The 21660-nt window shown below is 62.3% G+C and carries 17 protein-coding genes and 1 pseudogene; 8 read left to right on the top strand and 10 right to left on the bottom strand.

The annotated features are described in order from the left end of the window. Positions 1-4 precede the first annotated feature (4 nt). Entirely contained in the window at positions 5-625 is a 621-nt protein-coding gene (locus tag FQ705_RS24300; RefSeq protein ID WP_186307991.1) for a trimeric intracellular cation channel family protein, read from the top strand. 36 nt (positions 626-661) lie between these two features. Here the strand turns inward: FQ705_RS24300 and fliD are convergent, their stop codons facing one another. Beyond that, positions 662-2167, bottom strand: a complete 1506-nt coding sequence (gene fliD, locus FQ705_RS24295; protein ID WP_144145082.1) for a flagellar filament capping protein FliD — start codon at positions 2165-2167, stop codon at positions 662-664. A gap of 333 nt (positions 2168-2500) precedes the next feature. Between fliD and FQ705_RS24290 the strand changes: the two are divergent. After that, a pseudogene (locus tag FQ705_RS24290) lies at positions 2501-2953 on the top strand (glutathione S-transferase family protein). A 124-nt stretch (positions 2954-3077) separates the two neighbouring features. Continuing rightward, positions 3078-3995 carry a LysR family transcriptional regulator gene (locus FQ705_RS24285; RefSeq protein ID WP_144145080.1) on the top strand — a complete coding sequence of 306 codons (918 nt, stop codon included), beginning with the start codon at positions 3078-3080 and terminating at the stop codon, positions 3993-3995. 108 nt (positions 3996-4103) lie between these two features. Here FQ705_RS24285 and FQ705_RS24280 read toward each other — a convergent pair whose 3' ends face one another. The 4 genes from FQ705_RS24280 to FQ705_RS24265 form a co-directional block, all read right to left on the bottom strand. Then, positions 4104-5219 carry an ABC transporter ATP-binding protein gene (locus tag FQ705_RS24280; protein WP_144145078.1) on the bottom strand — a complete coding sequence of 372 codons (1116 nt, stop codon included), beginning with the start codon at positions 5217-5219 and terminating at the stop codon, positions 4104-4106. Positions 5220-5338: 119 nt separating this feature from the next. Next, positions 5339-6196, bottom strand: coding sequence for a carbohydrate ABC transporter permease (locus FQ705_RS24275; RefSeq protein WP_144145076.1), 858 nt, complete (start codon positions 6194-6196; stop codon positions 5339-5341). Beyond that, on the bottom strand, positions 6186-7124 hold the full coding sequence (locus FQ705_RS24270; RefSeq protein WP_144145074.1) for a carbohydrate ABC transporter permease: 939 nt from the start codon (positions 7122-7124) through the stop codon (positions 6186-6188). The genes FQ705_RS24275 and FQ705_RS24270 overlap by 11 nt, the downstream gene beginning before the upstream one ends. Positions 7125-7312: 188 nt before the next feature. Continuing rightward, positions 7313-8560: an ABC transporter substrate-binding protein gene (locus tag FQ705_RS24265; protein ID WP_144145072.1), complete on the bottom strand. Its 1248-nt coding sequence runs from the start codon at positions 8558-8560 to the stop codon at positions 7313-7315. A gap of 541 nt (positions 8561-9101) precedes the next feature. On the opposite strand from FQ705_RS24265, the gene zwf reads away from it, so the two are divergent. The 4 genes from zwf (at position 9102) to FQ705_RS24245 (ending at position 14909) form a co-directional block, all read left to right on the top strand. Then, positions 9102-10565: a glucose-6-phosphate dehydrogenase gene (gene zwf / locus FQ705_RS24260; protein WP_144145070.1), complete on the top strand. Its 1464-nt coding sequence runs from the start codon at positions 9102-9104 to the stop codon at positions 10563-10565. A 181-nt stretch (positions 10566-10746) separates the two neighbouring features. Then, positions 10747-11451, top strand: a complete 705-nt coding sequence (gene pgl / locus FQ705_RS24255; RefSeq protein WP_144145068.1) for a 6-phosphogluconolactonase — start codon at positions 10747-10749, stop codon at positions 11449-11451. Beyond that, entirely contained in the window at positions 11429-13345 is a 1917-nt protein-coding gene (locus FQ705_RS24250) for a bifunctional transcriptional regulator/glucokinase (RefSeq protein WP_144145066.1), read from the top strand. Before pgl ends, FQ705_RS24250 begins: the two co-directional genes overlap by 23 nt. A gap of 637 nt (positions 13346-13982) precedes the next feature. Next, the gene (locus tag FQ705_RS24245) at positions 13983-14909 is read left to right on the top strand and encodes a bestrophin family protein (protein WP_144145064.1); all 927 of its coding nucleotides are present in this window, start codon (positions 13983-13985) and stop codon (positions 14907-14909) included. A gap of 58 nt (positions 14910-14967) precedes the next feature. On the opposite strand, the gene FQ705_RS24240 is transcribed toward FQ705_RS24245, so the two are convergent. The 5 genes from FQ705_RS24240 to apbC form a co-directional block, all read right to left on the bottom strand. Beyond that, positions 14968-15696 (bottom strand): lysozyme inhibitor LprI family protein, encoded by a 729-nt coding sequence (locus FQ705_RS24240; RefSeq protein WP_144145062.1) that lies wholly within the window; start codon positions 15694-15696, stop codon positions 14968-14970. Between the two features lie 8 nt (positions 15697-15704). Beyond that, on the bottom strand, positions 15705-17990 hold the full coding sequence (locus FQ705_RS24235; RefSeq protein ID WP_144145060.1) for an arginine/lysine/ornithine decarboxylase: 2286 nt from the start codon (positions 17988-17990) through the stop codon (positions 15705-15707). An 87-nt stretch (positions 17991-18077) separates the two neighbouring features. Beyond that, positions 18078-18647 carry a dCTP deaminase gene (gene dcd / locus FQ705_RS24230; RefSeq protein WP_144108454.1) on the bottom strand — a complete coding sequence of 190 codons (570 nt, stop codon included), beginning with the start codon at positions 18645-18647 and terminating at the stop codon, positions 18078-18080. 152 nt (positions 18648-18799) lie between these two features. Then, the gene (locus FQ705_RS24225) at positions 18800-19333 is read right to left on the bottom strand and encodes a superoxide dismutase family protein (RefSeq protein ID WP_144145059.1); all 534 of its coding nucleotides are present in this window, start codon (positions 19331-19333) and stop codon (positions 18800-18802) included. 118 nt (positions 19334-19451) lie between these two features. Beyond that, entirely contained in the window at positions 19452-20540 is a 1089-nt protein-coding gene (apbC, locus tag FQ705_RS24220; RefSeq protein ID WP_144145057.1) for an iron-sulfur cluster carrier protein ApbC, read from the bottom strand. Between the two features lie 352 nt (positions 20541-20892). On the opposite strand from apbC, the gene FQ705_RS24215 reads away from it, so the two are divergent. Beyond that, on the top strand, positions 20893-21546 hold the full coding sequence (locus FQ705_RS24215) for an OmpA family protein (RefSeq protein WP_144145055.1): 654 nt from the start codon (positions 20893-20895) through the stop codon (positions 21544-21546). Positions 21547-21660: the final 114 nt, after the last annotated feature.

The raw sequence follows: 21660 nt of genomic DNA, 5'->3' as shown, positions 1-21660 counted from the left end.
GGTGATCCATCCGAGGCTGACGCTGGCGCTGACCATCATGGAGGCGCTGGCCATTTTCGCGTACGCGATTTCCGGCTTCATCGAGGCCCGCACCCGCCGGCTCGACGCGGTCGGCACGTTTCTCGTGGCGATCGCCACGGCCTTCGGCGGCGGCACTTTGCGTGACGTGATGCTGGAGCGGCGGCCCTTCTACTGGGTCGAACACCAGGGCTATCTGATCGCGATCTTCGTGATGTCCATTTTCGCCCCGAGAATCCTGAAGATGACCTCGCGCCTGATCTCCGAGCGAGTGTTGCTGGTGGCCGATGCGATCGGCCTGGGGCTGTTCAGTATCGCGGGCACGTCGATCGCGCACGATGCGCAGATGCCGTGGTTCACGTCGGTGCTGATGGGCGTATTGACAGGGGTGTTCGGCGGCGTGATCCGCGACGTCCTGTGCAACGAGATGCCGCTGATCCTGCGCGATTCGCGGCCCTATGCGACCTGCGCATTCGTCGGCTGCTGGCTGTACGTGCTGCTCGACTATGCAAAGGTCGACACGATATACAGCGTGCTGATCGCCACCGCCTTCATTCTTCTGACGCGGCTCGCCACCTTCAAATTCAACATGCGCCTGCCGCATTGAAAGCGCCGCGCCCGGGCACGGCGCTTCCGTTCGAACTTACTTGTTGGTGGCCAACGCGCCCGCGCTTTTCGAGCCGCCGAACAGCGCTGTCAGGTATGCCGAGTTGTTGCTCATCGACGCCATCAAGGTGTTCAGGGCCGTGAACTGAGCCTGATACTGCTTTGTCAACTGCGAGGCGTAGTCGGACAGCTTGCCCTGCTGCGCAGTCACGCTCTTCAGATCGGCGTTCAGCGCGACGTTGCGCGTGTCGATGATACCGCCGGTCTTCACGAAGTCCGTGATGCTCTTGCTGAGCCGGGCGCCCATGCCGTCGGTCGAATTGAACAGCGTGGCGACCTGAGCCGGGCTGTTGTTGAGCGCCTTGCTCAGCGTGTCGTTGTCGACCACCAGCGTGCCGTCTGCCGGATCGCCCTTCAGCGTGATGCCGATATGCGCCAGCGTCACCACCGTCGAACCCTTGCCAACGCCGCCGCCGATGATCGACGCCAGCGTGTTCTTGATCGTCATCAGCGTCGAGTCGCCGATCAGCACGCCGCTGGCCTTCGACGTCTTGTCGTACGAGGACAGCTTGCCGATGGTCGTGACGACGGTGTTGTACAGATTGGCAAAATTGGTGATTGCCGTATTCTGCGCCGAGGTGTCGGCGGCGATCGTCACCGTTTGCGTGGTGCCGATCGACTCTTTCGACAGGTTCAACGTCACGCCGGAAATGGCATCGGACACGGCATTGGTGGCGCTACGCGCCTCGATACCCCCGATGCTGATCAGCGCGTCCTGCGCCGCTTCGCTTTGATGCCATGCATTGGCGCTATCCGACGACGTAATCGTGGAGGCCGCGCCGTCCGCGCCGGGTGTCGACTTCACGCCGAGACTGGCGAGGCCCGCATCGTTCTTCACGTCGCGGGTGGTGATGTCGATCGTGTTGGCCGAGCCGGCGTTGGTTGCGCGCAGCACGAGGTGAGCGCCGCCCGTGCCGTTGACGATCGTTGCCGTCACGCCGGGGTTGTTGCTGGCCTTGTTGATCGCCGCGGCGATGCCGCTCAGCGTGTTGTTGGTGTCGTCGACATCGATGTCCATCGACTTGCCGCCGACCGCGATGGTCAGCTTGCCGGTGCCCAATTGTGCTTTAGCGTCGAAGCCCGCCGACGACAGGGCTTGCGATGCGGCGATCTGCGTGACCTCGATCGAATAGCTGCCCGGCACTGCCCCAACCCCGGCTTTCGGATCCAGCCCCTTGCCGCTCGCGCTGGCCGCGAAGGTGGACAACGTGGTGCCGTCCGACAGATTCTTGATGGCGGCCTGCAAGGCCGTCAGCGCGGAGCTCAGCGCGCCGTAGGCGGACAAGCTGGTGCTGTCGCTCGTCTGGCGCGCCTGCAAGGTTGCCGCCTGCCCCGCCGTCTTCGCATTCACCAGCGCCGACACGAGGCTGCCGACGTCCATCGAGTTGTTGGTCGAACCGCTGATGATCGATTGCGCGGCCTGCTGAACCTGGCTTTGCGCGTTGGCCGTTGCGGTATTGACCGAAGACGTGATCGTTGACATGGTTGGGCTCCGTGCGTCTGGTTTTTTCGTTCTTTATTACTCGACGCCCGTAGGCCTTCTCGCTGGCCCTTCATCCGGTCACGTCGGCTTGTATTACAAAGTTTTCAAATGTTACACCATCTTTCTTCATAGTTTTGTGACGTTTTGTCGTATGAAATGAGGGAATACGCCTACTGGCGGGCTTTTTAACCCGACCGATCAGTCGGACGCCGCTGGATCGCCCCTTACAGCGGGCTGTCGATTTTCCGTGCCGCCGATCGTCGTGGGGTAAACGGCCACTCGCGGCCGTCGTCTTCGCGCCACGGTGCGCCCACCATCGCTCAAGGTGACCACATGACCCTGAAGCTCTACGCCCATCCCTTCTCGTCGTATTGCCAGAAGGTCCTGACCGCGTTTTACGAGAACGGCACGCCGTTCGAGTTGCGGCTGCTCTCGCACGACGACCCGCAGTGGATGGCGAACGCACCGTGATGGAGGCGAGCATCATCATCGAGTATCTCGGGTTGCGTCACCCGGGGCCGGTGCCGTTGTTGCCTCGCGTACGCGTGGCTGGACAAGCAGATGCGCGGGCGCGAGTGGGCCGCGGGCGAGCGCTTCAGCCTCGCCGATTGTGGCGCGGCGCCGTTCCTTTTCTACGCCGACTGGACGCACCGCATCGCGCCTGAATTCGCCCAGGTGCTCGCATACCGCAAGCGTCTGCTGGCCCGGCCATCGTTCGCGCGCGCGGTCGAGGAGGCGCGGCCCTATCGGCACTACTTCCCGCCCGGCGCGCTCGATCGGGACTGAACGCGTTACGGCGAAGCAAGGCAACGCGAGGCTGGGCGCGGCGCTCAATAGGACAACAATATCGTCAACCTATACACTCCATATCACACTCACTTCCGCCCATCACTCATACATAAGGCAAAACATGGACCGTTTCGAAGCGATGGAGATATTTACGCGTGTGGTCGAAGCGAATAGCTTCACCAAAGTATCCGAATCGCTCGACCTGCCCCGCGCCAAAGTCAGCCGTACCATCCAGGCGCTCGAGGAACACGTCGGCGTGCGTTTGCTGAATCGTTCGACGCGCCAGGTCAGCGTCACCGAAGACGGCGCGGCGTTCTACGAACGCTGCGTCACCATCCTCGCCGAAGTCGCCGACGCCGAGTCGTCGCTGTCGAACAAGCGCGAGAACCCGGCCGGCACGATCCGCGTCGATACCTCGGGCACGCTTGCGCGCGCGCTGCTGGTGCCCGCGCTCGACGATTTTTACAGCCTGTACCCCGAGATCGACGTTCGTCTGGGCCTCGCGGACCGCAACATCGATCTGATCCAGGACGGCGTGGACTGCGTGATCCGCATGGGCACGCCGGAAGAGTCGAGCCTCGTCGCGCGCCGCATTGGTCACGCGCGCATCGTCACGTGCGCGTCGCCCAAGTATCTGGAGAAATACGGCACGCCGACCACGCTCGAAGATCTGGCCGAGCATCGCGCGGTCAACTATGTGTCGGCGCGCACCGGCCGCACGTTCCCGTTCGAATACCAGGTGGGTGGCGAGATCACCAAGGTGTCGCTCAAGAGCGTGCTGGCGGTGAACGATGGTTCGGTCTACATCGGCGCGGCCGCGCTCGGGCACGGCATCATCCAGCCGTCGCGCTTCATGGTGGCCGATCTGATCGCACAGGGCGCACTGACGGAAATTCTCACCAACTACACCAGCCCAGGCACGCCGTTGTCGGTGCTCTACGCGCATCGCCGCAATCTAAGCTCGCGCCTGCGTGCGTTCATCGAATGGGTGACGGAGTTGTCGCGCAACAATCCGGATCTGCGCCTTCCGCAGGCGTAAGCGCTCAGGCGTCAGACCGGCACACCGCAAGAAAAAAGCCCCACGCGTTGCATCACGCGTGGGGCTTTTTCGCATCGAGCCGACCTTCAGGCGGTCGGCTTTCAGACATCAGGCAATCCGCTCTTCGTTGGTCGGATCGAACAGCACGGCCTTCGACGTATCGAACAGCAGCGTGGTGTTGGTCAGCGGCTGCGGGTTCGAAGCCGGGTGCACGCGGCTCACGACGCGCTTGCCGTTGACCTGCGCGAACACCAGCGTGTCCGGACCGGTCGGCTCGATCACGTCGACCTTCACGTCGATCGATTGCAGCTTCGAGTTGTCGCCGTGCGCGCCGCGCGCGTCGGTAATGCGCTCCGGACGCAAGCCGAGGATCACTTCGCGGCCGACGTGCGACTTCACCTTCGTCGATTCGAACGGCAGGTTCAGCACCTGACGCGTAACACCCGTATCGAGTTCGAGGCCGATGCCCGAACCCTGCTCCACCAGCTTGCCCTGGATGAAGTTCATCGGCGGCGCGCCGATGAAGCCCGCCACGAACAGGTTGGCCGGCGAGTCGTAGATTTCCTGCGGAGCGCCGAACTGTTGCACGATGCCGTCCTTCATCACCGCGATACGGTCGCCGAGCGTCATCGCTTCGATCTGATCGTGCGTCACGTAGACGATCGTCGTGCCGAGGCGTTGATGCAGCAGCTTGATTTCCGAACGCATCTCGATGCGCAGCTTGGCGTCGAGGTTCGAGAGCGGCTCGTCGAACAGGAACATCACCGGATCGCGCGCCAGAGCACGGCCCATCGCCACGCGTTGACGCTGGCCGCCGGACAGTTGACCCGGCTTGCGGTCCAGCAGGTGCGTGATCTGCAGCGTGTTCGACACCCGGTCGACGATCTGCGCCTGCTCCTGCTTCGGCACCTTGCGGATGTTCAGGCCGAACGAGATGTTCTCGCGCACCGTCATGGACGGATACAGCGCGTACGACTGGAACACCATCGCGATGTCGCGATCTTTCGGCGACAGGTTGTTCACCGTCTTGCCGTCGATCTGGATCTCGCCCTTGGTGACGGTCTCGAGGCCGGCGATCATGTTGAGCAGCGTCGACTTACCGCAGCCCGAGCCGCCGACCAGAATCAGGAACTGGCCGTCTTCGATGTCGATATTGACACCCTTCAGAACCGGCACCCCGTTCGGGTAAGTCTTGTACACGTCACGGATGGAAAGGCTTGCCATGCTGTGAATCCTCTTGTCTCTGGTACTGCTTGAAAACGTCTTTCGGGTGACGGCGGCGCTGGCTCAAAGCCGCGCCGCCGCGCTCGGATAGTTTGGCCCGTGATCGGCCCAGGGCACGATCAGCCCTTCACTGCGCCTGCCGTCAGGCCGCGCACGAAATAGCGTCCGGCCACGATGTACACCAGCAAGGTCGGCAGTGCGGCGATGATCGCGCCGGCCATGTCCACGTTGTATTCCTTCACGCCGGTCGAGGTGTTCACGAGGTTGTTCAGCGCCACCGTGATCGGCATCGAATCGACACCGGAGAACACAATCCCGAACAGGAAGTCATTCCAGATCTGCGTGAATTGCCAGATCAGGCACACCATGAAAATCGGCAACGACACCGGCAGCAGAATCTTCGTGAAGATCGTGAAGAAACCCGCGCCGTCGATACGCGCGGCCTTCACGAGCTCAGCCGGAATGCTCACGTAGAAGTTGCGGAAGAACATCGTGGTGAAAGCGATACCGTAGATCACGTGCACCAGCACCAGACCCGAAGTGGTGTTCGACAGGCCCAGCATGCCTTCGAAACGCGCCATCGGCAGCAGGATCGCCTGGAACGGAATGAAACAGCCGACCAGCAGCAGCGTGAAGATCGGGTCCGCGCCGCGGAAGCGCCAGTGCGTGAGCACATAACCGTTGAACGCGCCGATGATCGACGAGATCAGCACGGCCGGAATCACCATGCGCACGGAGTTCATGAAGAACGGCTGCATGCCGTCGCAACGCACACCCGTACAGGCGCCGCTCCATGCCTTGATCCACGGATCGATGGTCCAGTGCGTCGGCGGCGTGAGCAGGTTGCCGGTGCGCAGCTGGTCGATATCCTTGAACGACGTGGACAGCATCACGTACAGCGGAAACAGGAAGTACAGGGCGAACAGAATCAAGGCCGCATAAATGACGGCACGGCTGATCGTCATCTTAGGCTGCATTGCGGGTGCTCCTCGATTCCAGATACATCAGCGGCACGAGCACGGCGACGACAGTGGCGAGCATCATCATCGACGAAGCCGCGCCGACGCCCAGTTGCCCGCGATTGAACGAAAACGTGTACATGAAAATAGCCGGCAGCGACGACGACGTGCCCGGACCGCCGGCCGTCAATGCGACCACCAGGTCGAAAGTCTTGATCGTGATGTGGCAGAGAATCAGCAGCACGGAGAAGAACACCGGACGCATGCTCGGAATCACGATCTTGCGGTAGATGGTGGGCAGGGCCGCGCCGTCCATCTGTGCGGCCTTGAAGATTTCAGCGTCGACACCGCGCAGGCCCGCGAGAAACAGCGCCATCACGAAGCCGGTGGATTGCCAGACGGCCGCGATCACGACACAGAAAATCGCCTTGTCCGGGTCGCCCAGCCAGCCGAACGAGAAGCTCGTCCAGCCCCAGTCGTGGAACACCTTTTCGAGGCCGACGCTCGGCGTCATGATCCATTGCCACGCCGTACCCGTCACGATGAACGACAGCGCCATCGGGTACAGGAACACGGCACGCAGCGCGCCTTCATTGCGGATCTGCTGATCGAGCAGGATCGCGAGAAACAGGCCGAGGCCGATACAGATGCCGATGAACGGGATGCCGAACCAGCCGAGATTGGCCGCCGACGTCCAGAACACGTCGTTATCGAACAGTTCGCGATAACGGTCGAGACCGACGAAATCATAACGAGGCATCAGTCGCGAATCGGACAGCGACAGATAGCCGGTAATTGCGATGAAGCCATACACGAAGATCAGGCTGATCACGACGCTGGGTGCGAGCACCAGCTTCGGAATCCAGCGATCGGCAAGGGCCGCCATGGGCGACGTGCGGCGGGCGGCGCTAGCCGTTTTCCCGTTTCCGCTGATAGAAGCAGTCACTACTCGACTCCTGCTGAAACTGTACCGCCGGGGTGCTCGCACGCGAAACATGCGAGACCGTAACGGCATAGGTGTGACTTTGTGAAACCAGGGTGAAGCCGCTTGCTCGCAATGCAATCAGCGACGTGAAGGACGCGCCCGGCATCCGGTGAAAAGGAGCACCGGGCGCGCCACTTCGCTTACTTCACTTACTTGGTCTTTGCTGCCTTTGCGAGCGCGGCAACTGCGGTCTTCGAATCTTCCTGCGAGTTCATGAACTTCGTGACCACGTCCGAGATCGCGCCGGCTGCTGCATCCGGTTGCGCCATGCCGTGAGCCAGCGACGGCACATAGCCGCCCGACTTGATCGCCACTTGTTCATCCGCGTACGACTTCTTCGCGCAGTCGTCGAACTTGGCCATCGACACGCCCAGACGAACCGGGATCGAACCCTTGTTCAGGCTGAACTGTTCCTGGAAGTCCGGCGACATGATCGTCTTCGCCAGCGCGAGTTGACCCGGCGTTGCCGTCTTCGCACCCTTCTGCTGGAAGAACACGAACGAGTCGACGTTGAACGTGTACGACTTTTCCGTGCCCGGCACCGCGGCGCAGATGTAGTCCGTGCCCGACTTCTTGCCGGCGTTGGCAAATTCGCCCTTCGCCCAGTCGCCCATGAACTGCATACCGGCCTTGCCGTTGATGACCATCGCCGTTGCCAGGTTCCAGTCACGGCCCGTGCGGCCCGCGTCGAAGTAACCCTGGATCTTGCGGACCGTGTCGAACACCTGGACCATCTGATCCGACGTCAGGGTCTTCTCGTCGAGGTCGACCAGCGCCTTCTTGTAGAAGCCCGAGCCTTGCGACAGCACGACGTCTTCCCACAGCGTCAGGTCTTGCCACGGCTGACCGCCCATCGCGATCGGCTGGATGCCGGCTGCCTTCATCTTGTCGGCTACCGCGAAGAACTCAGGCCACGTGGTCGGTGCCTTGCCGCCTGCCTTGTCCAGCGCTGCCTTGTTGATGTACAGCCAGTTCACGCGGTGCACCGAGAACGGCGCAGCCACATAGTGACCGTCTGCGTGCATGATCTTGTCGATTTCCGGCGGCAGATTCTTCTTCCAGTCGCCTGCGGCCGAATCGATCGGCACCAGCACGCCTTGCGACGCCCAGTCCTGGATCAGCGGACCCTTGATCTGCGCTGCGCTCGGGGCGTTGCCCGAGATCACCTGCGTCTTGAGTGCCGTCATGGCAGCCGCACCTGCGCCACCTGCAACCGCGAAGTCCTTCCACGTGTAACCCTGCTTCGTCATGTCGTCCTTGAGGACGCCAACGGCTTTCGATTCGCCGCCCGAAGTCCACCAGTGCAACACTTCGATCGACTCGGCGGCTTGCACAGCCGAGACGCCACACATCAGACCCGCGGCGCACAAAGCGCCCATGATCGCGCGAAATTTCATTGCTTATCTCCTCCAGACACCTGAACAAAAAACAAATGGCCCCTGATGTCGCCAGGGTGCTGTGGTTGGTTCAAACAGGCAAAACACTGGGCGATCGAGCACGGTCGGGCGCATGCGCGAGGCATGTGCCGGCGGACCGATGTCCGGCCGCTGGAAGCTCAAGAGATGAGTGGTTCGGGATGCAACTGACTGTCTCCTCTTTTGATTTTTGCCTGCCCGCGTTGAGCGCGGCAGACTCGAGGTACCTTGCACGTCAATTCGGGCAATCACCTTGCGGAACGTTCAGCTTCCCGGCTTTCCGTCAGGACCGCCGGAGCATGCTGGCACGTGCCGGCAGGCAATGTCCGTTAACATGCAGGGGACGCTTGCCGATTCGGGAAAACGCGCATCTTGCCTCGCTGCGCACGCTTTTTTCATCGAATTAGCGCTACCTCTTGATTTGGATTGTAGTTAAACTACAATTCAGTGTCAAAAAATATTTTATCGGACTACGGTCGCTCTTTCGCTCACTTCGGCGGCCCCAGGACATCGACGGAGACTCATGCAAACCGATTCAAGTTTCACCTTCGTTCTCTTCGGCGGAACCGGCGATCTGTCGATGCGCAAGATCCTGCCGGCACTGTTTGAAGCGCACCGTGCAGGCGGCATGCTGGCAGACAGCGGCAAGATCGTCGCGGTGGCGCGCCACGCGAATAATCGCGGCGAGTACATCCAGTGGGTGAACGAATTCGTCAAACCGCATGTGTCGAAGAACGGTGTGGATGAAGCGGCGTGGGCCAGCTTTCTGGAGCGTATCGAGTTCATCAACATCGACCTGAGCCAGGCCGAAGACTTCGTGCAATTGCGCGACGTGCTCAAGGATCTCCCTGGTATCCGCGTGTTCTACCTGGCCACCGGGCCGTCGCTGTTCGTGCCGATCTGCCGCGCGCTGGCCTCGGTGGGACTGAACGAAAACGCCCGCATCGTGCTCGAGAAGCCGCTCGGCTACGATCTGAAGTCGTCGAATGCGATCAACGACGCGGTTGGCGAGATCTTCACCGAAGAACAGATCTACCGGATCGACCACTACCTCGGCAAAGAACCCGTCCAGAACCTGCTGGCGCTGCGCTTCGGCAATGCGCTGTTCGAACCGCTGTGGCGTCGCGAGTGGGTGGAAAGCATCCAGATTACGATTGCCGAAGAGCTCGGCGTGGAAGCGCGCGGCGACTTCTACGACAACACCGGCGCCTTGCGCGACATGGTGCAGAACCATTTGCTGCAGTTGCTTTCGATCGTCGCGATGGAGCCGCCCCACTCGATGGACTCGGACTCGGTGCGCGACGAAAAGCTGCGCGTACTGCGCGCATTGAAGCCCATCGACCCGCGCGATATCGGCAAGGTCGCCGTGCGCGGCCAGTATCATTCCGGCGTGATTCGCGGCACTGCAGTGCCGGCTTACGCGACCGAACCCGGTGTGAAGCCGGACAGCGCGACCGAAACCTTCGTGGCTCTGAAGGTCGAGATCGAAAACTGGCGTTGGGCCGGCGTGCCGTTTTTCCTGCGCACCGGCAAGCGTCTGGCCGACCGGGTCGCGGAAATCGTCGTGAATTTTCGTGCAGTGCCGCATTCGGCGCTGGGCGCCTCGGCGCTGCGTGCCGGCGCGAACCGCCTCGTGATCCGCCTGCAGCCGAACGAAACCATCCGCCTCTACTGTCTCGCGAAGCAACCCGGCGAAGGCATGAACCTCGCCAGCGTCCACCTCGACCTCGCGTTCGACCAGTTCTTCCGTGAAGGGCAAATGGAAGCGTATCAGCGCCTCCTGCTCGACGTGATCAACGGCCGCCTCGCGCTATTCGTGCGCCGCGATGAGCAGGAAGCGGCATGGCGCTGGGTCGAACCGATCCTGAACGAATGGAAGGCGTCGAACAAGCCGCCCAAGCCGTACGCATCGGGCACATGGGGACCGGCGGCGTCGAGTGCGATGCTTGCGCAGCACGGCACCTGCTGGCTCGAAGAAGAGAATTGATTGAAGGCGCCGCGCCGTATTCCACCGAACACGGCGCGGCGCCGGTAAGACCCACCGACGAACTGAACGGAATGGCGCCGGTATCACGAAGGCGCCTGCAGGGCATCCTGGCCTGCAGGCATCGCGTGAGAGCAGCAAGGCCGATTCCGCAGCTCCAACAAAAAAGCAGCACGGAGGAGAAGTGATCCAGCTTCACGCTTTCGACGATCAACGCGCCCAATCCGACGCGTTGGCGAAAGCGGTTGGCGACGCGTTACAAGCGTCGCTTGCCGCTCAGGCGGCCGCGCCTACTGGCGCGCGCCCGGCAATGCTTGCGGTGTCCGGCGGCAGCAGTCCGCGTCCGTTCCTGCAGACGTTGTCCACGCAATCCTTCGACTGGTCGCGCATTGCCGTGACCCTCGTCGACGACCGCTGGGTACCGGAGACGGACAGCGCGAGCAACTCGCAGCTGGTACACGCCACACTGTTGCAGAACGCCGCGCAGAACGCCGCGTTCTGGCCGCTGGTCGATTCCACGCAGGAACTGAACGCGCACGTTGCCGCGCTGAACGCCGACCCGCGCTTTGCCGTGGTGCCGGACGTCGCGATTCTCGGCATGGGCGAAGACGGTCACACGGCGTCGATCTTTGCGGATTCGCCCGAATGGGATCACGCGATCACCACGACCGAGCGTTTCGTTGCCGTGCATCCCGGCAGCGCGCCGCATGCGCGCGTGAGCTGGTCGATGTCCGCGTTGAAAGAAGTGAAGCATCTGTTTTTGCTGATCGCAGGACCGCGCAAGATGGACGTGCTGAACGCCGCGTCTGCTGCGCTACAAAAAAATGCCATCTCGCAGTTGGCAAACGACAAGGGAGTGAGACTCGATGTCTACTGGTGTGCAAACTAAGGCTGTTCCGGGCGCGGGCCAGCACGCCGATGGACCGAGGCTGCTAGCCGACATTGGTGGCACCAATGCGCGCTTCGCGCTGGAAACCTCGCCGGGCGAAATCGGCTCGGTGATGGTGTACCCCTGCGCGGACTATCCGGGCGTGGCTGAAGTCATCAAGAAGTATTTGAAGGACACCAGGATCGGCCGCGTGAATCACGCGGCGATCGCGATTGCGAACCCGGTCGACGGCGACCAGGTCAGCATGACGAATCACGACTGGAGCTTTTCGATCGAAGCCACGCGCCGCGCGCTCGGCTTCGACACGCTGCTGGTGGTGAACGACTTTACCGCGCTGGCGATGGCGCTGCCGGGCCTGACCGACACGCAGCGCGTGCAGGTGGGCGGTGGCACGCGCCGTCCGAACAGCGTGATCGGCCTGTTGGGTCCGGGCACCGGCATGGGCGTATCCGGCCTGATTCCCGCCGACGACCGCTGGATCGCGCTCGGCAGCGAAGGCGGCCATGCCACCTTCGCGCCGGCCGACGAACGCGAAGACATCGTGCTGCAATACGCACGCAAGAAGTGGTCGCACGTGTCGTTCGAACGCGTGGCAGCGGGCCCCGGCCTCGAAGTGATTTATCGCGCGTTGGCGGGCCGTGACAAGAAGCGCATCGCGGCGAATGTCGACACGATCGAGATCGTCAAGCGCGGCCTCGAAGGCGAGCCGCTGGCGGCCGAAGCAATCGATGTGTTCTGCGGCATTCTCGGCACCTTCGCGGGCAATATCGCGGTGACGCTGGGCGCGTTGGGCGGCATCTATATCGGCGGTGGCGTGGTGCCGCGACTGGGCGAAGTCTTTGCGCGCTCGTCGTTTCGCAAGCGCTTCGAGGCGAAGGGTCGCTTCGAAGCGTATCTGCAAAACGTGCCGACGTATGTGATTACCGCTGAATATCCGGCGTTTCTCGGCGTCTCGGCGATTCTGTCCGAGCAGTTGTCGAATCGCGCGGGCGGCAGTTCGTCGGCGGTGTTCGAGCGGATTCGCCAGATGCGCGATGCGCTGACGCCGGCCGAGCGCCGCGTGGCCGATCTCGCGTTGAATCATCCGCGTTCGATCATCAACGATCCGATCGTCGATATCGCGCGCAAAGCCGATGTGAGCCAGCCGACGGTGATCCGTTTCTGCCGTTCGCTCGGCTGCCAGGGCTTGTCGGATTTCAAGCTGAAGCTGGCGACGGGGTTGACCGGCACGATTCCGGTGAGTCATAGCCAGGTGCATCTGGGCGATACCGCGACGGACTTCGGTGCGAAGGTGCTGGACAACACCGTGTCGGCGATTTTGCAGTTGCGCGAGCATCTGAACTTCGAGCATGTCGAGCGGGCGATCGATCTGTTGAACGGCGCGCGACGTATCGAGTTTTATGGACTGGGCAATTCGAACATCGTCGCGCAGGATGCGCATTACAAGTTCTTCCGCTTCGGCATTCCTACCATTGCGTATGGCGATCTGTATATGCAGGCGGCGTCGGCGGCGTTGCTTGGCAAGGGCGACGTGATCGTCGCGGTGTCGAAGTCAGGGCGTGCGCCGGAGTTGTTGCGGGTGCTGGACGTGGCGATGCAGGCGGGTGCCAAGGTGATCGCGATTACGTCGAGTAATACGCCGTTGGCCAAGCGCGCTACCGTGGCGCTGGAGACCGATCACATCGAAATTCGCGAGTCGCAGTTGTCGATGATTTCGCGGATTCTGCATTTGGTGATGATTGATATTCTCGCTGTCGGGGTGGCGATTCGGCGGGCTGTGCCGAGTGCTGATGTGGCCGAGACGGTCGCTAAGGCGCGGCAAGGCGCTGATGATGATGCTAGCGCTGTGCTTGACTGGTTGAGTCATGGGGCGGCTTCTTCGGCGCGGGATTGAGAGAGTGGTTTTTTTGAGGGGGGGCTGGCTGGCTTTGTGGGTTGGCCTTTCCTTGAAGTCATGGTGGTCTATTGGTGTTGCCCCTGTGCGGGGCGGCACTCACTTTCTTTGCCGCCGCAAAGAAAGTAAGCAAAGAAAGCGGGCTCACACCGCCAGCTCATAAGCGGGTCCCCCGCACAGCCACGATAGTGGCTCATCTGGAATCCGTGCCCTCGCGCTCTCCGCGCTCGTGACACAGCAGTCATTCTTCCGGCGGCGCTGCGCGCGCCCCCCGCCAGTTCTCAAACACCTCACAGACAAAGCTCAACCCGCTGTTTTTCGAGCGACTGCTCCGCCGCGCGAGGCGCGAGGCGGGATGGATGACGGCTTTGTCACCGAGGTCAAATGTGCGAGAACACGGATTCCAGATGCACCACTGCCTCCTGCGAGCCAGGGGGCCCGCTTCCTGGCTGGCGGTGTGAGTCCGCTTTCTTTGCTTACTTTCTTTGCGGCGGCAAAGAAAGTGAGTGCCCCCCCGCACAGGGGGAACGCCAATAGACCACCATGACTTCAAGAAAAGGCCACCAAACCCCCACCTACCAAAAGCGATAAAATCACCCCCACCCCGCCGAAGGCAAAAAAGAGCCCCCAAACTGCGATGATCATCCGCCCGCACACCCACTGGTTCCGCATGCTGCTCGCCTGGCGCGGCTCCGTCCTCCCGCAGTTGCTCCCGCGGCTCGCCCTGATCTTCTGCATCGCGATTGTCGCCTTGGCGGCGCACGACCACTTACTGCCGATCTCGCTGAACCTCAACACCACCGCGCCCTTTTCCCTGATCGGCATCGCCCTCGCCGTGTTCCTCGGCTTCCGAAACAACGCCAGCTACGATCGCTGGTGGGAAGCCCGCAAACTGTGGGGACAACTCCTCAATGGATCGCGTTCGCTAACCCGTCAAGTGCTCACGCTGCCCATCCGCCAGATCCCGAAAGAAGATCTCATGGAGTTTGTCGGCGCGCTCAACGCAGTCCCCCACGCGCTGCGTCATCAGCTGCGTTGCAGCGATCCGCGCGAAGACCTCGCCGAACGCCTGCCGCCCGCGCTCTTCGAGCGCGTCATGACGTCGCGCTACAAAGCGGCCACCTTGATGCTTTTTCTAGGCGAATGGGTCAATCGTCAAGCTCGAGCAGGCGCAATCGACCCGATGGCGGTGCTCGCCATCGACCGCAATCTGAATGGTATATCGGAGGTGATCGGCGGATGCGAGCGCATCGTCTCGACGCCGCTGCCGTTCGCCTATTCGGTGATGATTCACCGCACGGTGTATTTCTTCTGCGCATCGCTGCCGTTCGGCCTCGTAAACAGCATCGGCATTTTCACGCCGGTGTTTTCGGTGTTCGTCGCGTACACGTTCATGGCCCACGAAGCCATCGCTGCGCAAATCGAAGAGCCCTTCGGCATCGACGACAACGACCTTGCGCTGCACATGATGTCGACCGTGATCGAAGACGCCACCCGCGATCTGCTCGGCGAGCCGTCCCTGCAGCCGCCCAAGCCGCACGATCTGGATTACGTATTGAATTGAGCGGGCCACGCCCGTCGCGCCGTCCGCCGGCCGGCGCGCGCCCTCCAACCGAACCCCCTCAGCTATTGCCGACGGTTTCCGACAACCGCTTGAGCGTCGCCACCCGCGCACCGATGATATCGATGCGGCTGCGCTCGTCGATGAGCGGCGTGGCGGCGTCCAGATAGCCGTTCCAGGCCTTCTGCGCGCGCACCAATGTCGGCCGCAAGCGCGTCGGCATCTTCGCTTGCAAGCGGCGGTAATAGCGATTCAAGTCGAACGTCGCGTGTTCGCATTGCGCGTCCGCCTTACAGGCGCGCACACGACGCGGCGGGTCGCCGCCCGCGCTCACCTGAGCCACCGCCGCGCGCAGCGCAAGTGCGCGATCGCGCACCGGCTGCAACTGCATGTCCGCTTCGGCGAGGATGTACATCGAGCCGTGCGTCGTGGCAAATACCGCGCTCAACAACTGCTTCTCGGCATCGCGTGATGCCTCCCAGCTTGCCTGGCTCTTTTCCCACTGCTTGCGCCGCGCGGGCGGCAACTTCGGCTGAAGCTGCTGCCACGCGTTATCCAGCGCGCTCTTCCAGCCGATCCGCGCGTTGTCCATGCACTGCACCTGTCCCGTGGTCGACGACATGTCGCTGCGCGCGAGACAGGAGCGCATGGACGCGTCGATCGGATCGGCAGCGGCGACTTCGGCGTGCGCTGCCAGTGGCATCGCCCCGAGCATCACCGCCGACGCCGCCAGGGCCAGCGCGCACACCGCGCGCCGCCAGCCACCGGTATCGCGCGGAGACGTCCGCATCGGCATCGTCAGCCGCGCACGCAATCGACGAAGTACTCGATGCGCCCGTTGATCGTTTCGCCGACGAGTCCGTGGATGTCCGTGTGGAAACCCGGGAAGCGCTCGTTGAACTCGCGCGCGAAACGCAGATAGTTGACGATGGTCCTGTTGAAGCGCTCGCCCGGAATCAGCAGCGGAATGCCCGGCGGATACGGCGTCAACAGGATCGACGTGACACGGCCTTCGAGTTCGTCGATCGGTACCCGGTCGATCTCGCGGTGCGCGAGCTTGGCGAACGCGTCGGACGGCTTCATCGCCGGCTCCATGCTCGACAGGTACATCTCGGTCGTCAAACGCGCAATGTCGTTCGCGCGGTAGACGCTGTGAATCTGCTGACACAGATCGCGCAGACCGACACGCTCGTACATCGGATGATGCGCAACGAACTCAGGCAGCACGCGCCACAACGGCTGGTTGTTGTCGTAGTCGTCCTTGAACTGCTGGAGTTCGGTGACCATCGAGTTCCAACGACCCTTCGTGATGCCGATCGTGAACATGATGAAGAACGAGTACAAACCGGTCTTCTCGACGATGATGCCGTGCTCGGCCAGATACTTCGTGACGATCGCGGCCGGAATGCCGGTTTCGCCGAAGCCGCCGTCCATGTCCAGACCCGGCGTGACGATGGTCGCCTTGATCGGGTCGAGCATGTTGAAGCCTTCGGCGAGCGGACCGAAACCGTGCCACGCGTCGTTCGGGCGCAGGATCCAGTCTTCGCGCGAACCGATGCCTTCTTCGGCGAACGTGTCCGGACCCCACACCTTGAAGAACCAGTCGTCGCCGTATTCGGCGTCGACCTTGATCATCGCGCGGCGGAAGTCGAGCGCTTCGGCAATCGACTCCTCCACCAGCGCGGGACCGCCCGGCGCTTCCATCATCGCCGCGGCCACGTCGCACGAGGCGATGATCGCGTACTGCGGGCTGGTCGACGTGTGCATCAGATACGCTTCGTTGAAGCGATGCTTGTCGAAGCGGCTGTTCTTCGAATCCTGCACGACGATCTGCGAAGCCTGCGAAATGCCGGCCAGCAGCTTGTGCGTGGAGTGCGTGGCGAACACCAGCGCGCCGATGCGCGGACGGCCCGCGCCGATCGCGTGCATGTCCTGGTAGAACTCGTGGAATTCCGCGTGCGGCAGCCAGGCTTCGTCGAAGTGCAGCGTGTCGAGCCACTCGCCGAGCATTTCCTTGATCATCTCGACGTTGTAGATCACGCCGTCGTACGTGCTTTGCGTGATGGTCAGAATGCGCGGCTTCATGCCCGGATTCTTTGCCAGCGCTTCACGCGCAAACGGATTCGCCTCGATCTTCCGGCGGATGTTTTCCGGCTCGAACTCGCTGCGCGGAATCGGCCCGATGATGCCGAAGTTGTTGCGCGTGGGCGTGAGGAACACCGGAATCGCGCCGGTCATCGTGATCGCGTGCAGGATCGACTTGTGGCAGTTGCGGTCCACCAGCACGATGTCGCCCGGCGCCACCGTGCCGTGCCAGACGATCTTGTTCGACGTGGACGTGCCGTTGGTCACGAAGAACACGTGGTCGGCGCTGAAGATGCGCGCGGCGTTGCGCTCGGAAGCGGCAACCGGGCCCGTGTGATCGAGCAGCTGACCGAGTTCGTCCACGGCATTGCAGACGTCGGCGCGCAGCATGTTCTCGCCGAAGAACTGGTGGAACATCTGACCAAGCGGGCTCTTCAAAAACGCCACGCCGCCCGAATGCCCCGGACAGTGCCACGAGTACGAGCCTTCGTCCGCGTACTGCACCAGTTCCTTGAAGAACGGCGGCGCGAGCGAATCCAGATACACCTTGGTCTCGCGGATGATGTGGCGCGCGACGAACTCCGGCGTGTCCTCGAACATGTGGATGAAGCCGTGCAGTTCGCGCAGGATGTCGTTCGGCAAGTGGCGCGAGGTACGCGTTTCGCCGTACAGGAAGATCGGAATATCGGCGTTGCGGCGGCGCACTTCGTTCACGAATCCGCGCAGTGCGACGATCGCCGCAGCCAGCTCCGGCGTCTCGCCTTCGACCACCACGTTGTCGACGTACGGCAGCAGTTCATCGTCGTCGATCGAGAGGATGAAGCACGAGGCGCGGCTCGACTGCTGCGCGAACGAGGTCAGATCGCCATAGCTCGTCAACCCGAGTACTTCCGCGCCCTCTTTCTCGATTGCTTCGGCGAGCGCGCGGATGCCGGAACCCGAGATGTTCTCGGAGCGGAAATCTTCGTCGATGATGACGACGGGGAAACGAAACTTCATGGGCGATTCTCCAAAAAGAACGACCGCTGCATTCTGTCAATTGCAGCGGTCACCCGGTATAGCTGGTGGGTCAGTGCGCTGCCGCCGTCACGTCCTGGGCAACGTGACGCCGTGCTGACCTTGATATTTGCCGCCGCGATCCGCGTACGACGTCTCACAAATTTCGTCGCTTTCGAAAAACAGCACTTGGGCGACGCCTTCGTTCGCGTAAATTTTCGCAGGCAAAGGTGTCGTATTCGAGAATTCGAGCGTGACGTGCCCTTCCCATTCCGGCTCGAACGGCGTCACGTTGACGATGATCCCGCAGCGCGCATACGTGGACTTGCCCAGACAGACGGTCAGGACGCTGCGCGGAATGCGGAAATACTCGACCGTGCGGGCCAGCGCGAACGAATTCGGCGGGATGATGCAGACGTCGCCCTTGAAGTCGACAAACGACTTCTCGTCGAAGTTCTTCGGATCGACGATGGTCGAGTTGATATTCGTGAAGATCTTGAATTCGTCGGCGCAGCGGATGTCGTAGCCGTAGCTCGACGTGCCGTAACTGACAATCTTCCGGCCGTCTTCGGAGACGCGAACCTGATCGGGCGCAAACGGCTCGATCATGTTGTGCGACGCGGCCATGCGCCGGATCCACTTGTCGGATTTGATAGTCATAGGAGAACGCTGCTCGACGTGAATGACAGATGTGTGACGGATGACGACCCGGCCGCAACCGGGTGGTCGACAACGAAAGGCGCTTATTTTACGCGATCGTGAAAATGATGCTGCAGGTGGGACGCCGAAGCGTTTTTTCACACCGCCGGCGCTTACTGGCGAATCAGGCCGCACGCCAGTGCGGGACCTGCGCCGTGCTGCGGATAGGCGTAGGGATCGGTCGCGTCGTGATGCAGCAGAACGGCGCGCTGCAAGACCGAGCGAATGCCGTCGAGCGACACGTCCGGTGCAACGATGAAACCGGTAGCCACGCCGTTCGCATCCGCGTGAATATTGCCGAGGTCGCCTTCGACCCGCGCGCCCGCTTTGAGCCGCTCGGCCGCGGGCGAGAACACCTCGCCGGCGCTCGAGCCGTCGGCGGCATTGCAGTCGCCGCGTTCGTGAACCTGCAGTGCGTGGTCGCTGTTGGGCGGCAAGCCCGCGAGATTGTAGGTGACCTGCACGCCGTCTGAACGCTCGATGAACGTGACGAGGCCGCGCGCCTGATTGCCCACGGTGGGCAGCAGTTGCGCGTCCGCGCGTTTTTCCTGTGGTCTCAGGAACGCGCTACAGCCGCACAACAGCATCGTGCTGGCGGCCAGGACGATGAAGGCATGCACCGCCCGCCCGTCGATTCGTTTTCCCATGCGATCCTCTTGCCGGCCTGGTGAGCGCCCCTGCGGCCGCCGAGCCGAACTTGTGAAGCCGACATGATACCGCGAGACCAGGCGTAAAAACGCCAGGAAGCCTGAGCTGACAGGCAGCTCAGGTGTTCTGCACGACGATGCTGGGGAACTTCGAGGTCATGTCGCGCGAGCGTTCGGCGATCTGGACCGCCACCTTGCGTGCGATCGAACGGTAAATCTCCGCAATGCGCCCGTCCGGATCGGCCACGACCGTGGGCTTGCCGGAGTCGGCCTGCTCGCGGATCGCGATGTCGAGCGGCAGGCTGCCGAGCACGTTCACGCCGTATTCCTTTGCCATGCGCTCGCCGCCGCCAGCACCGAAGATAGGCTCTTCATGGCCGCAGTTCGAGCAGATATGCGTGCCCATGTTCTCGACGATGCCGAGAATCGGAATGCCGACCTTCTCGAACATCTTGAGACCCTTCTTGGCATCGAGCAGCGCGATGTCCTGCGGCGTCGTGACGATCACCGCGCCCGTCACCGGCACGCGTTGCGACAAGGTCAGCTGGATGTCGCCGGTGCCCGGCGGCATGTCGACGATCAGGTAGTCCAGATCCTGCCAGTTGGTCTGACGCAGCAGTTGTTCGAGCGCGGAGGTGGCCATCGGGCCGCGCCACACCATCGGGTTGTCCTGCTCGATCAGAAAGCCGATCGAGTTGGCCTGCAGGCCGTGGCCCGTCATCGGATTCATCGACTTCTCGTCGGGCGATTCCGGACGGCCTTCGATGCCGAGCATCATCGGCAGCGAGGGACCGTAGATGTCCGCGTCGAGAATACCGACCGAGGCGCCTTCGCTCACCAGCGCGAGCGCCAGGTTTACCGCGGTCGTGCTCTTGCCGACGCCGCCCTTGCCGGACGCCACCGCCACGATATTTTTAACATTCGGCAAGAGTTTCACGCCACGCTGGACGGTGTGCGCAGCGATGTCCTGCGACACCTCGATACGCGCGTTCGCTGCGCCCGGCACGGCGCGCAGCGCTTCCGCGAACTGCAGGCGAATCGTTTCGAACTGGCGTTTGGCCGGATAGCCGAGTACCACCTGCAGGCTGACCGTGTCACCCTCCACGGCCACGTTCCTGATGTTCTTGGCGGCCGCGTAAGGGCGGCCGGTGTTGGGGTCAGTGACGGCTGCGAGGGCAGCGTCGACCATAGCCCGATCGATACTCATTGACACTCCGTGGGGAACACTCGCGGCGCGGTGGAATCGAAGTTTCGGCCGCGCGCCAGAATTTGAAAGAAATTGTTAGACAGCATTGCGAAAACCAGACCTGCCGGGCACCCTTCGGGCAGGCGGAACGCCATGGGGTCGCATCGCTGTGTAGCACAGTCATATTGTAGTGGTTGGCGTCGAGCCCTGCCGGAAGACCCTTCTTCACTGTCGGACGGAACGGAGAACGTGCACGATTTCCCGTATTCTGGGCCCGTCTGCTTTACGTCGGTCATGTTCGCCGGATAGATTGCTCGCAACCCGCTGCCTCACCACCAGCCGCTTTATTCGCTTCACTCAAGAGGAATCAAAAATGAATGCAAAAATCATGACTCGCCTGGCCGTTTTCGCCGTTGCCGGTTCTTTGCTGGCAGGCTGCGCCACGCAACAGGGTACTAACACCGCCGTCGGCACGGGCGTGGGCGCCGGCACCGGCGCGGCGCTGGGGGCGATCTTCGGCGGCGGCAAGGGCGCGGCGATCGGCGCGGGCGTCGGCGCGGCGGTGGGCGGCATCACCGGCTACAACTGGCAAGCCATCCACAACAAGCTGTCGGGCGCCACCAAGGGCACCGGTACGCAGATCACCGAGCAGCCGGACGGTTCGCTCAAGCTGAACATCCCGAGCTCGGTCACGTTCGACACCAACAGCTACGCGGTCAAGCCGTCGTTCGCGCCGGTGCTGGATCAATTGACGCAGACCATGCAGCAGAATCCGGAACTGATCGCGCAAGTGGTCGGCCATACGGACAGCACGGGCCAGGCCGCTTACAACCAGACGCTGTCGGTCAATCGCGCGGAAAGCGTGACGGGCTACCTGGGTCAACGCGGCGTCGCGCCGCAACGTCTGTCGGCACAAGGCATGGGCGCAAGCCAGCCGATCGCGGACAACAACACCGAAGCCGGCCGTGCGGCCAACCGTCGCGTGGAAATCTATCTGCGCGCAACGGCTCAGCACGCTACGCAATAAGCGGTATCCGCACCAGGCTTGAGGAGAAGGGAGCGGCTGGGCGCCGGGTCGATCCCGGCGCACGGTCAGTCTTGAAGAAAGCGGAAGAAAGGAAATCTCGCGCGGGACGAAAAA

It is taken from the genome of Paraburkholderia sp. BCC1884, from assembly GCF_900996225.1.
Lineage (GTDB): Bacteria > Pseudomonadota > Gammaproteobacteria > Burkholderiales > Burkholderiaceae > Paraburkholderia.
Note: the sequence above shows the minus strand (reverse complement) of the source record. Positions and strands in the feature narration are given on the sequence as shown.